The organism is Agromyces aureus, from assembly GCF_001660485.1.
Lineage (GTDB): Bacteria > Actinomycetota > Actinomycetes > Actinomycetales > Microbacteriaceae > Agromyces > Agromyces aureus.
In genome coordinates, this window is record NZ_CP013979.1 from 3,302,386 (window position 1) to 3,316,240 (window position 13,855).

The window sequence follows — 13,855 nt, forward strand, 5'->3', positions numbered from 1 at the left end:
CGGTTCTGATCAGCCGATGAGGGCGTTGACCGCCTCACCGGCCTTCTTCATCGCGTCCTTCGGCGAGGACTGGCCGACGAGGGCTGCCTGGACCTGCTCGGCGACGGCGGTCTCCATCTGGCCGTACTGGGGGAACTGCCACAGCGGGCTGGCCTTGGCGTCCTTCGTGACGAGCTCGGTGAACGAGTTCACGAACGGGTTCGCCTGCACGGCCGACGCCGCGAGCGCCTCCTCGGTGGTCGGCGGAAGGCCGAGTGCGGAGAAGTAGCTGATCTCCTGCGCCACGTCGCTGGTGAGCCACTGGGCGAACTCGGTCGCGGTGTCCGCGCCCTTGCCGTCGACGACCACGACGAGGTGGCCCCAGAGCAGCTCCTGCGGGGTGTCGCCCTTCTTCAGCACGGGGCGGGCGATCGGCGCCATCTTCGAGCCGAGGTCGGGATCGGCGGCCGTCTTGAGCACGCCGGCGCGACCGGCAGGCGCGTCGTCGTACATCGCGGTCTTGCCCTGGCTGAACAGCGTGCGAGCGGCGGCGCGGTCGACGTCGGCCGTGATGAGGCCGTCGTCGAACAGCTTCTTGTACCAGGTGAGGGCCTCGACCGAGCCGTCGTCGCCGAAGGTCGACTTGCCCTTCTCGACGATCGGCGAACCGAAGGTCTGCGCCCAGACGATGAAGTCCTTCAGCTGGGCGGTCTTGGTCGACGCGGCGTAGGGGATGACGCCGGTGCCCTTGAGCGCCTGCAGGGCGTCCTGGAACTCGTCGATGGTGGCGGGAGCGGCCGAGACGCCGGCCTTCTCGAAGAGCTCGGTGTTCGTGACGAGGCCGATGGCGGCGACCGTCCACGGCAGGCCGTACTGCACGTCTTCGAACTGGCCGGCGGTGAGGGCTGCGGGGGTGTAGCCGCGACCCTTCGCGGCCGGACCGAGGTCGCGCAGCTTGCCGAGGGCGGCCATGCTCGAGAGCCAGGCGACGTCGAGCTGGGCGGCGCCCGTGAACTGGCCGCCGCGCACCTGCAGCGTGAGCTGGTTCAGGTAGTCGTTGAACGGGTAGCTCGGGGTGTCGATCGTGATGGCGTCCTTCTTGGCGAAGGTCTGCACGACGGGGCCGAGCACGGCCTTGGTCGCGTCCTCCGACATGCCCCACGAGGCGAACGAGAAGTTCGTGGGACCGGCGGGCGCCTTGGTTGCGACCGCGCCGCCGCCGGTGGCGGTCGGTGCGCATCCTGCGAGGCCTGCGACGGCCGCGGCGCCGATGCCGATGGCGCCGAAGCGGAGCAGATCGCGCCGGCTGAGCTGTGCTGACATGGTTTCTCCTTGGTTGGGTTCTCTGGGTTGGGTTGGGTCGGGCGGGTTGGGTCGGTCGGTCGAGTCGGGCCGGTCGGTCGAACCGGGCCGGTCGGTCGAGTCGGGAGCCGGGGAGCGTCGTCCGGGCGGGCGGCGGTGCCGTCAGCCCTTGACGGCACCGGCGGTGATGCCCCCGACGAGGTAGCGCTGCAGGGCGATGAACGCGATGCAGACGGGGATCGAGGTGATGAGCGAGGCGGCCATGAGCGCAGGCCACGCGGTGGCGGCCTCGCCGATGAAGCGGTTCACGAGGCCGGGCGGCAGGGTCTGCTTCTCGGGTCCCGCGAGCGTGAGCGCGAAGATGAAGTCGTTCCAGCCGCGTACGAAGGCGAACAGGCCGGCCGCGACGAGCCCGGGTGCGGCGAGCGGCAGGATCACCGAGTGCAGCGTGCGCCAGTGGCCGGCGCCGTCGATCTTCGCCGCCTCGATCAGGTCGTCGGGCAGTGCGTCGAAGAAGCCCTTCAGCATCCACACGCAGAGCGGGAGCGTGAACGTCGTGAACGAGATGACGAGCGCCTGGTACGTGTTCAGCAGGCCGAACTGCGCGAACACCACGTACAGGGTGACGAGCAGCAGTGCCTGGGGGAACATCTGGCTCGAGAGCACGAAGTACATGAGCGCCTTGCGTCCGCGGTAGCGGAACTTCGAGAACGCGTAGGCCATGTACATCGACACGATGACCGAGAGCACCGCGGTGATGACCGAGACGAAGATGCTGTTCGTGAGGAACCCGAAGATGGCGGGGTCGGCGAACACGCTCACGTAATGGTCGAACGTGATCTCTTCGGGGAAGAGCCGCGGCGGGAACGCGAACACGTCCGCGTCGGGCGTGAGGGAGGTGATGACCAGCCAGTACAGCGGCGCGAAGGTGAACAGGCCGACGAGGGCGACGGTGATGCCGATCGCCCAGCGCGGGCGGCGTCGGCGGCGGATGCGCTGGCCGCGCTGGCCGGCGCCGAGCACCGCAGCGGCCGTCGGAGTGGGGTCGGAAACGTCGGAAGGAACGGTGAGCATCGTCGACATGTCAGTGCTTCTCTCCGCGCTCCGAGAAGCGCACGTAGACGACCACGAGGATCATGAGCAGCCCCATCCAGAGCAGGCCGAGCGCGCCGGCGTGCCCGAGGTCGTAGCCCTTGAACGCCGTGTCGTAGACCTCGGTGGCGAAGGTCGAGGTCGTGCCGGCCGGACCGCCGCCGGTCAGCACGAAGATCGTGTCGAAGTGCTGGAAGTTCCAGATGAACTCGAGCAGGATGACGAGCCCGGCGACCCCGCTGATGTGCGGCCACGTCACGGCGAAGAAGCGCCGGATCGGGCCGGCGCCGTCCATCGCCGCCGCCTCGTGGAGTTCGCCCGGCACCGACTGGAGCGCCGCGAGCAGCATGACCATGATCCAGGGGAACGAATTCCACGTCTTGGCGATGATGAGCGCCCCGCGAGCGGTGTCGGTCTGGAACAACCACGCGATCGGACTGTCGATCGTGCCGGCCTGGAGGAGCAGACCGTTCAGCACGCCGTAGTTCGCGTCGAAGATCCACATCCAGAGGAACGACACGACCACGCCGGGCAGCAGCCACGGCACGAGGAACGCGCCGCGCAGCATCCGCGATCCACGGAAGCGCTCGTTGAGCGCGAGGGCGAGGGCGAGCCCGATGATGAACGGGAAGATCGTTGCGCCCACGGTGAAGATGAGCGTCTGCCAGAGCAGGTCGCCGAACCCGTCGGCGAGCACGGCGGTGATGTTGTCGAAGCCGGCCCAGGTGACGCCGGGGTACAGAAGGCTCTCGTTGAAGAACGCGGAGGCGAGCGAGCGCAGCAACGGGTACAGGACCACGCAGAGCAGCAGCGCGAGGCCGGGCAGGAGCAGCAGGGAGACGAAGCCCACTTCGGAGAGTCGGCCGGGCTTCATGCGTGGACGAGCGGAGTCGAGCGCGGTCATCAGCCGTTCCATCCGCTCTGGGTTGAGCACGTCATCGGGCGTTCCTTCGTTCGGCCGGAAGGCGTCGCCATGACGCCTGTTCCGGATCTGCACTTTTTTCTCCGTTTGCGGAATACCGCATGCACGGATTGCATGACTATCGCACAGGTGGCATGCTAGAGCAAGTTCGAGATTGAACGAATCGCGACACGAATCCCTGTCGCACCATCTCCGCCTGGCAGCGCCGCCGGCCCGCCAGGCCCGAGTGATCGGAAGTCCACATGCTCGCGAATCTCAACGGTTGGCACGCGGCGATCATCATCGCCGTGATTCTCCTGCTCTTCGGCGCGCCGAAGATCCCGATGCTGGCACGCAGCCTCGGCCAGTCGATGCGGATCTTCAAGACCGAGGTCCGAGATCAGGGCGACGTGCCGCGCGACAGCGCCGAGGCCCCGGCGGCGCCGGTCTCACCGGCGACGACCCCCGCATCGGCGACCGCCGCACCGGCACCGGCCGCATCCGCACCCGGCGCGGTCCCGCCGATCGCCGTTCCGCCGACCTCCGTATAAGCTTCGAGCTCGCTGGGGATCCGCGCCACAGGGTCGCACAAATAGAGAATATTTTCTATTTTGGAACCATGAACCCCGACGCCGGCCTGCAATCCCGAGTTCGCGACGGCATCCGTTCGGCTGAGGTCGTCGTGGATCGCCGCCGGCCGGCCGCGCGCGTGCGGGTGCCCCAATGGGCCACCATCGCGCGCGTCCGACTCGTCGGCGGCAGCTCGGCCCAGGGCGAGCCGGGCGCCGTGCTTGACGGCGTCATGTCGGTGCGCGGAGGCACCAGTCTCCGAATCGTCCTCGGCGAGGCCGGATCGACGGCGAACCCCGATGGTGGCGATACGGTGATCACCCGAGACGGCGCCGCAGTCGCCTGCGCGCTCGGCGCGTCGTCGACACGAGCCCGTCGCACCGCATCTCGACCCGGGCCGCTCTGGGACGTGAGCATCGGCCGAGCGGAGCTGGCAGACTGCGGTTCCGTGAAACTCGAGTTCATCGGCCTCGACGGGCGCACCGTCGACCTGTACTGACCACCGACGGCATCCACGGGGCGCAATCGCGACGTGGCGGACCGCGCGCATCGTGCAAGTGTTGCGCGCCATGCGCATGGCGCGCTCCGTCAAGGCAATATTGACCATAGGATAGGGAAATGCCTTCGGAACGTGGAAACAATCAAAGTGTCGAGAAGGCCGTCGCGGTGCTCAACGTCTTCGCCGGCGGTCAGCCGCAGCGAGTCTCGGATGTCGCGAAGGCCACCCAGCTCGGCCAGTCGACCGCGTCCCGGCTCCTCAGCACGCTCGAGTCGGTCGCCCTCGTCGAGCGCGATCCACTGAGCGGGCTCTACCGTCTCGGTCCCGACATCATCGCGCTCGGGAGCGTCGCGTTGAACCAGAACGCGCTCTACCGGGGTGCACGGCAGACGTTGCAGAACCTCGCGGCCGATCTCGGGCTCGGCGCGAACATCGCGATCCGCCGGGACGACAGCGTCATGTACCTGGCGAACTTCGACGGCGCGAGTGCACCGCGCAATCACACCATCGCCGGACGCCGCGACCCGTTGCACGCCACGAGCATGGGCAAGTGCCTGCTCATCGGCGTGCCCGAGTCGGAGCGCGCCGAGCTCCTCGGCGAACTCCTGCCCTACACCGCCAGGACGATCACCGATCCGGTCGAGCTCGACGCCGAGGTGGCGCGGGCGACCGTGCGTGGGTATGCCGTCGACGTCGATGAGTTCGCGCTCGGCCGCGCCAGCGTGGCCACCCCCGTGCGGGACACGTCCGGCGTCGTGATCGCCGCCATCTCGATCTCGGGCCCCGCCACGGCGATCAGGCTGGAGGAACGTGAGACCGCGCTGGCCGCGATGCTCATCGAGGCCGCCGACCGGATCGGATCCGGCATCGGGTACGTCGCCGTCCCGGCCTGACGCCACGCTCGGTCGACTCGGACTCCGCGCGGAACGGGGGCCGCTGCCGCCGTACGCTCGCTCGATCGGATGAATCGGACGCCGGAGCCCGAAGGCGTCTACTCCGTGTCGTGAATCGTCGAGGGCGCCGGCGGCAGACGCTCGAGTTCATCCCAGCATTCGTCGGGTACTCCGGTGAGCCGGACGCGCTCCAAGCCCACGATGCGCGCCGTCGAAGAGATGCCCACGATCGTCGAGTGCACGAGCGGCGAGCGCAGCGAGAACTGCAGGGCGACGGTCGCCAAGGGCACTCCGTGCCGCGCGCAGATCTCCTCGACCCGGCCCACCCAGGCACGGAGCTCGGCCGTCGTGTCGCCGTACGCGTAGCCGGCGCCGCTCCTCGAGCCGCGCGCCAGGAGCCCTCCCCCGAACGGAGCGGCGTTGAACACGCCCATTCCGCGCTCGGCTGCGTCCTCGAAGAGTGGAGCGGCCGTGCGATCGACGAGGGTGTAGCGATTATGGGAGAGCACGACATCGAACGCGTCAGTGGCGACGTAGCGGCGCAGGAGTGGAACCTCTCCGAAGGCGACGCCGATCGCTCCGACGAGGCCCTGCTCCCTGAGCTCTGCAAGTCCCTGCACGGCACCGCCGGATCCCATCGCTTCCGTGAACGAGATCGTCACCGGGTCGTGCAGGTGCACGATCCCGAGGCGATCCACGCCGAGCCGCCGGCAGCTCTCCTCGAAGGAGCGCCAGACTCGATCGCGGTCGAAGATCCCAGTGCTGAGGTCGCGATCGACCTTCGTGACGATGGCGCGGCCGGGCGAACTCCCGCCTCTGGCGAGCGCGGCCCCGAGAACCGCCTCGCTTCGTCCGCCTGCGTACTCGTTCGAGGTGTCGATGAGCGCGTACGGCCCGTGCAGCATCGCGGCCGCGAACTCGATCGCCGCCGCATCCCGGTCGTCGCCGGGACGGGTGTCCCTACCGAGGCTCGACGTCCCGAGCGTGATGCCGCTCGCCGAGAAGCCGCTTCGTCCCAGTGGCCGGAGATCGACCGGCGGGCCGACGTCGGCGACCGTCATTCCGCGACTTCCTGATCGGAAGCCGACCGATCGTCGCGCAGCATCCGCCACTCGAACGGACCGAGCACGATTCCGTCGACCGGGTCACCGCTCACGACGTCGAAGCCCGTCACCTCGATCTCGGTCGGCGCGCCGCCATGGTTGACGAGCGTCACGAGGTGCCCGCGTCGAGCGGCCTCGACGTGTTCCGGGAGACCTGGGAGGACGGGCACGACGCGCGCGTCGGCCAGGACGTGATCCACGATCGCCTGCACACCGCGGTCGTCGGGCAACGTCGCGAGATATCTCGCGATCCCTTCGCCGTGGCGATTCCGAGTCAGCGACGGATGTCCCGCGCGGCGCCCCGTGGTGAACGACGCCTCGACCGTGGCGGAGACCGCGTCGATCTCCTCGGCGAACGCCGTGCCGCGGCACTCGCCGAACGGACCGGCGAAGAACGCCTCGCGCTCGCCCGGTCCGGCGGCGTCTGGAGGCAGGAGGGCCCCGAAATCCTCGAGCCTGATACCGAGCGCCGGCCCGAGCCGGGTGAGATAGCCGCCTTCGCAGAGTCGGTCGTTCTCGTCGACCAGGTCGCTGAACGGACCGGTGAGGAGATGCCCGCCCGAGCGGACGAATCCCTCGAGTCGCGATGCACCCTCATCTCGTAGCAGGGAGAGGAGCGGAGCGACGGCGAGTTGGTACCGCTCGTCGACTCGCTCGGGCGGCACGATGTCGACCTGGACGTGGCGACGGTGCAACGCGTGGTACCAGCGATGCAGCTCGGCCCGATGGTCGAGCCGGTTGTAGGGATGGTCGAGCCCCTCCACCGCCCACCAGTTCTCCCAGTCCATGACGAGCGCCACCCGTGCATCCCGGTCTCCGGGTGAAGGCAACGTCGGCAGCTCTGCCAGATCGGCTCCGAGCGTGACGACCTCGCGCCAGGTGCGGGTCTGCATACCCGCATGCGGGAGCATCGCGGAGTGGAACTTCTCGGCGCCGCTGCGGGACTGCCGCCACTGGAAGAACATGACGGCATCCGCACCGCGACCGATCGCCTGCGCGCTCAGTGCCGCCATCTGGCCGGGCGCCTTCGGCGGATTGGACACCCGCCAGTTCACGGCGTTCGTGGACTGCTCCATGAGCATCCAGGGGACGCCGGGCTTCAGCGATCGCATCAGGTCGCGCTGGAACGCGGCATCGCGAAACGACTCCGGCTCGTTCACATCGGGATAGCAGTCGTCGCTCAGGAGGTCGAGGTGCGGCGCCCATCGGGCGTAGTCGACCGGCTTGAACGCCCCCATGAAGTTCGTGGTGATGGGCTGCGTCGCACCATGGGCCCGCAACGTGTCCCGCTCGAGCAGGTAGCACTCGAGCAGCATGTCGCTCGTGAACCGCTGGAAGTCGAGCAGGTGGGCGGGATTCCGGCTGCACGGGGCGAGACGCGGCGGCAGCACCTCGTCGATCGATCCGTAGCGCTGCGACCAGAAGTCCGTGCCCCAAGCCGCATTGAGGGCGTCGACACCCCCGTACCGCTCGGACAACCAGCGGCGGAAGGCGTCACGTGCGGCGTCCGAGTAGTCCGCGGCCAGGTGGCATCCGTACTCGTTGTTGACGTGCCACATCACCACCGCGGGGTGGTTCGCGTAGCGATCCGCCAGGGCCGCGGCGATGTCTCGCGCCAGCCGCCGATACACCGGCGAGGACGGAGCGAAGTGCCCTCGTGCGCCGGGCCAGAGCGTTGCACCGCGCTCATCCTGCGGCAGGATCTCGGGGTGGCGTGCCGAGGCCCACGGCGGGGGCGATGCGGTCGGCGTGGCGAGATCGACCGCGATCCCGCCGGCGTGCAGCAGCTCGATGACGCGATCGAGCCAGCCGAAGTCGAACCGACCCTCTTCGGGCTGCAGCCGCGACCACGAGAAGATGCCGAGGTTGACGAGCGTGACCCCGGCCTCGCGCATGCGCGTGACGTCCTCCGGCCAGACCTCCTCCGGCCATTGGTCGGGGTTGTAGTCGGCGCCGTAGTGCATGCATACCTCTCACAGGTCGGGTCGGGTCGGGTCGGGTCGGGTCGGGTCGGGTCGGGGGCGGTCGAGTCGTCGAGTCCTCGGACCGTGGTTCGTGCGGCCGTGACTCAGTCCAGGCGCTCGGCGTGCACGACGCGCGCGGTCTGCGGCCAGCGAGCAGGTGGGAGCAGTCCGACGGTGCCGAGCGCGAACCCGGATGCCTCCACGACGGTCACGCCGCGGGCAGACGCGCCACCGCCCGAGACGAACCGATCGGATGCCGCGCTGCCGGGGTTCACGGCACGAACCGCATACCTCGCCCGGGCGTCGAGCCCTGGCAGCCGGAACGGGGGCGGATCCGCCACCGTCTCCTCGAGCTGCGCATAGACGAAGATCCCCTCGCTGCGATCGTCGGCGACGACGCCGGTCACGGCGACGGCGTCGGGCAGGTCGTCCGCCCGATGCAGTCGACCGGTGTGCACGAGGCCACGGTGCTTGCGATAGAGGGCGATCCAGTCGCGCAGCCGGTCGCGCTCCTCGAGATTCGCGGAGGACAGATCCCACTCGATGCCGAGGTCGCCGAGGAACGCGGTGGCGACTCGGAAGTCGAGGTCGCTCACCCGCCCCGTCTGATGGTTGCGCGGCGCCGAGATGTGTGCGCCCAGCCAGGCCAGCGGAGCGAGTTGTGCCGTTCCGCGCTGGATGCGCTGGCGCGACAGCGCATCGGTGCCGTCGCTCGTCCAGACGCGCTCGACCCTGCTGAGCGAATCGAGGTCGATGCGCGCGCCGCCAGAGGCGCAGCCCTCCCACACGACGTCGGGGTGCGCGGCGCGCAGGCGGTCGAGCAGTGCCGCGTACCCCAGCGTGTGCGCGTGGATGCCGGTCGCTCCGTCGCGAACGCCGCTGCCGGCGTCGAAGAGCTGCCGGTTGTGGTCCCACTTCACGTAGTCGACGCCGTTCTCGGCGAGCACGGCCGAGATCTGCGAGAACAGATGGTCGTGCACCTCTGGCCTGGAGAGATCGAGCACCTCCTGCGACCGCATCGGGGTCGGCACTCGCCCGCCCGTGGCAAGGATCCAGTCGGGATGCGCACGGTAGAGGTCGGAGTCGAGATTCACCATCTCGGGCTCGAGCCACAGCCCGAATTCCATGCCGAGCTCGTGCACGAGATCGGAGAGCGGGCGGAGCCCGTCTGGTCCGAAGTGGTCGGAGACGACCCAGTCGCCGAGGCCCCGCGAGTCGTCGCGGCGCGAGCCGAACCATCCGTCGTCGAGCACGAACCGTTCGACGCCGACCTCCGCCGCGAGCCGTGCCAGGGCAAACAGGCGCTCGACGTCGTGGTCGTGGTACACCGCCTCCCAGACGTTGCTGGTCACGGCGCGCTCGTGCAGGGCATCCGGATGCCACGACCGCACGAGTGCGTGCGACTGGGCCGCGAGCCCGTCGAGGCCGTCATCGGCCGCGAAGGCGTAGACCCACGGCGTGGCGTACTCCTCGCCCGGCGCGAGCACCACCTCGCCCGGACCGAGCGCCTCGCCGCCGCCGACCGTGATGATGCCGGTGCGCTGGCGTTCGAGCACGTGCCGCACCTCGCCTGCGGCGGCGACGTGCACCCCGACGACCTGCCCGCGCGAGAACCCGAACCCCTGTTCGCCCGCGATCAGCATCGTCGCCGAGTCCCACCCGGGCCGGCCCTCGGTGCTCTCGCGCACCCACGTGCCGTCGGCGATCGGCCGACGTTGCGCCATGCGCTCGAGGGCCCACCGGCCGGTGAAGTCGAGCTGCTCGACCATCGTCACCGGTGCGGGCAGGGCGACCTCGAGCGCATCGACCACGTACCCGCCCGCGCCCGTGTTGCGGAGCGCATGACGCACGCGCACCCCTCCCCCGGCGACGCCCTCGAGCTCGGATCGCAGCGCGAGACCCGCCACCTCGTCGACCGCCTCGACGACCACGGCGCCGTGCTCGGCCGATGCGTCTGCGGTGACCGACACGGGCACGAACCGGCTCGACCAGTCGCGCCCCGCCGCGGGACCGCTCCCGTCGCCCAGCCGGTGGCCGCGAAGGCCACGCCGGCCGATCCACAGCTGCGAGGCCTCGCCGAGCAGTGGAACGGCGCGCCCGAAGATGTCGAACGGGGTCGGGAATGCGGGCGGGTCGCCGACCAGCGCGGCGACGTCGGCCGCGTCCTCGGGCGAGAAGCCGCCCTCGGGGGCAGCGCCCAGCCAGGCGAGCGCGGGCAGACGGTCGGGTCGTTCGACGACCAGGAGCGCGGTGCGCGTTCCGATGACGTGGACGGACATGGGGGTTCGGGTTCCCTTTCGTGAGGTCGGTCGCCGGTCAGCCCTTGACCGACGACCCCATTGCCGAGGACATGAAATAGCGCTGACCGAAGAGGAAGACGATGATCACGGGCAGCATGTAGATGATCGCGCCGGCGGACTGCAACGGCACGAGCGGATTGCCGCGCGGGTCCGCGTACATCGACGTCGTCGCGACGGCGAGGGTCGTGTTGTCCATGTTGAGCAGCAGTGCGGGAGCGAGGTAGTCGCCCCAGGCGCCGGTGAACGACAGCAGGAACACGGTGAGCAGCGCGGGCCGGGCGAGCGGCAGGAACACGAGGAAGTACGACCGGATCCATCCGGCGCCGTCCATGATCGCGGCATCCTCGAGCTCCCGGGGAACCGCCGAGAAGAACTGCCGGAACAGGAAGATGAAGAACGGCGCACCGGCCAGTCCCCAGAGCACCCACGGCCAGTACGTGCCGACGAGGCCGAGCCGCGCGAACAGCACGTACGTCGGGATGAGGGTCGCCATGGCCGGGATCATCATCGTCGAGACCACGAGCAGGAAGAGGGCGTTCTTGCCCGGCGCGCGGAGGCGTGCGAAGGCGAAGCCGACCGTCGCGCTGCTGAACGTCGTGAGCACGGCCGTCATGATCGACAGGAACAGCGAGTTCGCTCCATAGGAGAGGTAGTCGACCTTCGTCACGGCATCGATGAAGTTCGACCACACGGGCGACGACAGATCGAGCAGACCCGAGACGCCGTCGTTGAGCTGCTGCGGCGTCGCGAGCGCGGTCAGCACGATCCAGATGAACGGGATGCCGAAGATCGCGATCGCGATCACGATCATGATGTAGATCCCGACCGAGGGTCGATCACCGGGCGACGAGCTCGTCCGTCGGCGCGCCTTCGGTGCGGGCGCCCTCAGGGCGAGCGTCGTGGTGGGCGGCGTCGTCGCCGTACCCATCGGACTCTCTGCGAGATGCGTCATTTCTCGTCCTCTCGATCCTCGACGTCGTTCTGGTAGAACACGACCCGCCGGCTGACGCGCTGCATGATCACGGTGAAGAGCAGGATCACCACGAAGAAGACCCAGAGCATCGCCGAGCCGTAGCCGAAGCGGTTGTTGTAGAAGAACTCGTTGTAGACGTGGACCATGAACAGCGTCGTGCTCTCGGGCACCATGGCCGACGACAGCTTCCCTGAGGATTCAGCCAGCAGCATCGGCTGCACGAGCATCTGCAGCGTCGCGATGATGCCGGTGATCACCTGGAAGTACAGCACCGGGGAGATGAGCGGCACGACGACGCTCCGCAGCACCCGCAAGCGGCCGGCGCCGTCGAGGCGTGCGGCCTCGGTCAGCTCCTGCGGCACGTCCTGCAGCGCCGCGAGCGAGATGATCATGCCCCCGCCGAGGCCCCACAACGACATCACGATCAACGCGTAGATGACGTAGGGGTCGGCGAGCCAGGTGACCTTCTGCCCGCCGAACACCTGCACGATTCCGTTGAGCAGGCCGGCGTCCTTGCTGAAGATGAGGCGCCACATGATCGCCGTCGCGACGATCGGCACGACCGACGGCACGAAGAAGATGGCGCGCACGACCCCGCGGGCGCGGATGCGCTCATTGACCAGCAACGCCAGGAAGAGTCCGCCCGCGACGCTCAGGGGGACGACCACCGCCGTGTAGGCGACGGTTCGCATCATGCTCTCCCACACGGCGGGACTTGCGGTGAAGAGCTCGACATAATTGCGGATGCCGATGAAGCGCCACTTCGCCGAGGCGCCGTCGTAGTTCGTGAAGCTGACGATCAACGCGTAGACCACCGGCGTGAGGGTCAGCAGGACGAAGCCCGCGATCCACGGCGAGGCGAACAGATAGAAGGTGCGGGCCCGGTAGCGACGCCACCCGCGAGTGCGGGCGGCGCCCGCGGCGGCGACGTTCGTCGCCGCCGCGGCCGCTGCCAAGGTACTCATCCCAGCTGGTCCTTGCCCTGGGCGAGAAGGGTGTTCATCCGATCCTGAACCTCCTGGCCGATCTCCTTCGCCGTCTTCTCGCCGAGGATGCCCGACTGCACGCCCTTGTCGAGCTCGGGGTTCCACTGATCGATCGAGATGTACGGCGAGTCCTGAAGCGGGACCACGAACTCGACCTCGGCCTTCGCAAGCTCCGCCGCCTGCTGCTGGTACGGCTGCTCGGTCGGCAGGTACTCCCACAGCGACTCGAGTGCGGGCAGGCCCCAGCCGCTCTTCGCACGGTCGATGGCCGGCTGTCCGCCGATGAAGTACTCCATCACTCGCCACGCCGCATCCTTGTCATCGGATGCCTCGGGGATCCAGGCTCCGACGCCGCCGTTGACCGCGCTGATGCGCTCGCCCCAGGTCGGCGCCGGCGCGAGCGATGCGGTCGCGGCCACGTTGGCCGCCTCTTCCGCGGTGAACTGGCCGGCGAACCAGTAGCCGTCCATGGATGCGGCCATCTCGCCGCCCGTGAACGCCGGTCCGTCCTGACCCGCGGCGAGCGGGTTGAGCGACGTCGGGCCGATGCCGAGCTTGCCGTAGTCGATCAGCCACTGGATCGCTCGGATCGCCTCGGGCGAGGTGAGGTTCGCCTCGGTGAGGTCCTCGCTGAAGATCTGCTCGCCCTGCTGCTCGACCATCTCCTGGAGAAGACCGCCGATGCCCCACTGCCATTCGATGCCGATGGGCAGCTCGATGCCGGCCGCCTTGAGCGCCTCGCCCTTGGTCAGGATGTCGTCCCAGCTGGCGGGTTCGGTCGTGCTGAGCGGCTCGACGCCCGCCTGCGTGAACAGGGCCTCGTTCTGCCAGAAGGTCGTGTCGGGACTGAAGTCCTTCACCAGCCCGTAGAGGCTGCCCGAGCCGCGCTCGGTGCCGTTCCAGCGCCACAGGTCGTTCACCGGAAGGAGGTCGTCCTCCTTGATGACGTCGCTCTCGGCGATGTAGTCGTCGAGCGGCGTCGCGAGCTCCCGGGCGAAGAGGTTGGCGCTGGGCTTGCCGCGCACCAGGTCGGGCGGGTCGCCCGCCGTCATCATGGCGTTCAGGCGGTTGGTGTCGAACTCGACGAAGTCGATCTTGATGTCGGGGTTGTCGGCCTCGAAGGCCTCGACCTGCTCCTTGGTGAACTCGCTCGTGGCGTACATGACGGTCACCGTGGTGACGCCCGGCGTGCCGGAGCCTCCAGCGGTGCAGCCGCTGAGCACGAGTGCTCCTGCGGCCGCGAGGGCTCCGGCGGCCAAGCCTGCGCGCAGACGGGTGGGGTTCGACATCATT

Annotated in this window: 12 protein-coding genes; 3 read left to right on the forward strand and 9 right to left on the reverse strand. The window is 68.9% G+C overall.

Annotated features, from left to right (window positions below):
* Window positions 1-9: 9 nt before the first annotated feature.
* From ATC03_RS14745 to ATC03_RS14755, 3 genes are all read right to left on the reverse strand, one after another.
* Window positions 10-1,302 (reverse strand): type 2 periplasmic-binding domain-containing protein, encoded by a 1,293-nt coding sequence (locus tag ATC03_RS14745; protein ID WP_067878668.1) that lies wholly within the window; start codon window positions 1,300-1,302, stop codon window positions 10-12.
* Between the two features lie 141 nt (window positions 1,303-1,443).
* Window positions 1,444-2,364 carry a carbohydrate ABC transporter permease gene (locus ATC03_RS14750; RefSeq protein WP_067878671.1) on the reverse strand — a complete coding sequence of 307 codons (921 nt, stop codon included), beginning with the start codon at window positions 2,362-2,364 and terminating at the stop codon, window positions 1,444-1,446.
* Between the two features lies 1 nt (window position 2,365).
* The gene (locus ATC03_RS14755) at window positions 2,366-3,277 is read right to left on the reverse strand and encodes a carbohydrate ABC transporter permease (RefSeq protein ID WP_227820116.1); all 912 of its coding nucleotides are present in this window, start codon (window positions 3,275-3,277) and stop codon (window positions 2,366-2,368) included.
* A gap of 260 nt (window positions 3,278-3,537) precedes the next feature.
* Here ATC03_RS14755 and tatA point away from each other — a divergent pair, with 260 nt between their 5' ends.
* From tatA to ATC03_RS14770, 3 genes are all read left to right on the forward strand, one after another.
* Window positions 3,538-3,825 (forward strand): twin-arginine translocase TatA/TatE family subunit, encoded by a 288-nt coding sequence (gene tatA, locus ATC03_RS14760; protein WP_067878674.1) that lies wholly within the window; start codon window positions 3,538-3,540, stop codon window positions 3,823-3,825.
* A 68-nt stretch (window positions 3,826-3,893) separates the two neighbouring features.
* Window positions 3,894-4,343: a hypothetical protein gene (locus ATC03_RS14765; RefSeq protein ID WP_067878676.1), complete on the forward strand. Its 450-nt coding sequence runs from the start codon at window positions 3,894-3,896 to the stop codon at window positions 4,341-4,343.
* A 119-nt stretch (window positions 4,344-4,462) separates the two neighbouring features.
* The gene (locus ATC03_RS14770) at window positions 4,463-5,236 is read left to right on the forward strand and encodes an IclR family transcriptional regulator (protein ID WP_067878680.1); all 774 of its coding nucleotides are present in this window, start codon (window positions 4,463-4,465) and stop codon (window positions 5,234-5,236) included.
* A gap of 98 nt (window positions 5,237-5,334) precedes the next feature.
* Here the strand turns inward: ATC03_RS14770 and ATC03_RS14775 are convergent, their stop codons facing one another.
* The 6 genes from ATC03_RS14775 to ATC03_RS14800 all read right to left on the reverse strand — a co-directional run bounded on the left by ATC03_RS14775 (window position 5,335) and on the right by ATC03_RS14800 (window position 13,851).
* Window positions 5,335-6,297: an aldo/keto reductase gene (locus tag ATC03_RS14775; RefSeq protein WP_067878683.1), complete on the reverse strand. Its 963-nt coding sequence runs from the start codon at window positions 6,295-6,297 to the stop codon at window positions 5,335-5,337.
* Entirely contained in the window at window positions 6,294-8,303 is a 2,010-nt protein-coding gene (locus tag ATC03_RS14780; protein WP_067878685.1) for a beta-galactosidase, read from the reverse strand. The genes ATC03_RS14775 and ATC03_RS14780 overlap by 4 nt, the downstream gene beginning before the upstream one ends.
* 104 nt (window positions 8,304-8,407) lie before the next feature.
* Window positions 8,408-10,582, reverse strand: a complete 2,175-nt coding sequence (locus ATC03_RS14785) for an alpha-galactosidase (RefSeq protein WP_067878687.1) — start codon at window positions 10,580-10,582, stop codon at window positions 8,408-8,410.
* Between the two features lie 37 nt (window positions 10,583-10,619).
* Window positions 10,620-11,555, reverse strand: a complete 936-nt coding sequence (locus tag ATC03_RS14790; protein WP_198168740.1) for a carbohydrate ABC transporter permease — start codon at window positions 11,553-11,555, stop codon at window positions 10,620-10,622.
* On the reverse strand, window positions 11,552-12,541 hold the full coding sequence (locus ATC03_RS14795) for a carbohydrate ABC transporter permease (protein ID WP_067878689.1): 990 nt from the start codon (window positions 12,539-12,541) through the stop codon (window positions 11,552-11,554). Before ATC03_RS14795 ends, ATC03_RS14790 begins: the two co-directional genes overlap by 4 nt.
* Window positions 12,538-13,851, reverse strand: a complete 1,314-nt coding sequence (locus ATC03_RS14800; RefSeq protein WP_161490351.1) for an ABC transporter substrate-binding protein — start codon at window positions 13,849-13,851, stop codon at window positions 12,538-12,540. Before ATC03_RS14800 ends, ATC03_RS14795 begins: the two co-directional genes overlap by 4 nt.
* Between the last annotated feature and the right edge of the window lie 4 nt (window positions 13,852-13,855).

Coding starts and splice junctions, on each gene's coding strand:
- ATC03_RS14745 (WP_067878668.1), bottom strand. CDS start 1,302: ATGTCAGCACAGCTCAGCCGGCGCGATCTGCTCCGCTTCGGCGCCATC.
- ATC03_RS14750 (WP_067878671.1), bottom strand. CDS start 2,364: ATGTCGACGATGCTCACCGTTCCTTCCGACGTTTCCGACCCCACTCCG.
- ATC03_RS14755 (WP_227820116.1), bottom strand. CDS start 3,277: ATGACCGCGCTCGACTCCGCTCGTCCACGCATGAAGCCCGGCCGACTC.
- tatA (WP_067878674.1), top strand. CDS start 3,538: ATGCTCGCGAATCTCAACGGTTGGCACGCGGCGATCATCATCGCCGTG.
- ATC03_RS14765 (WP_067878676.1), top strand. CDS start 3,894: ATGAACCCCGACGCCGGCCTGCAATCCCGAGTTCGCGACGGCATCCGT.
- ATC03_RS14770 (WP_067878680.1), top strand. CDS start 4,463: ATGCCTTCGGAACGTGGAAACAATCAAAGTGTCGAGAAGGCCGTCGCG.
- ATC03_RS14775 (WP_067878683.1), bottom strand. CDS start 6,297: ATGACGGTCGCCGACGTCGGCCCGCCGGTCGATCTCCGGCCACTGGGA.
- ATC03_RS14780 (WP_067878685.1), bottom strand. CDS start 8,303: ATGCACTACGGCGCCGACTACAACCCCGACCAATGGCCGGAGGAGGTC.
- ATC03_RS14785 (WP_067878687.1), bottom strand. CDS start 10,582: ATGTCCGTCCACGTCATCGGAACGCGCACCGCGCTCCTGGTCGTCGAA.
- ATC03_RS14790 (WP_198168740.1), bottom strand. CDS start 11,555: ATGACGCATCTCGCAGAGAGTCCGATGGGTACGGCGACGACGCCGCCC.
- ATC03_RS14795 (WP_067878689.1), bottom strand. CDS start 12,541: ATGAGTACCTTGGCAGCGGCCGCGGCGGCGACGAACGTCGCCGCCGCG.
- ATC03_RS14800 (WP_161490351.1), bottom strand. CDS start 13,851: ATGTCGAACCCCACCCGTCTGCGCGCAGGCTTGGCCGCCGGAGCCCTC.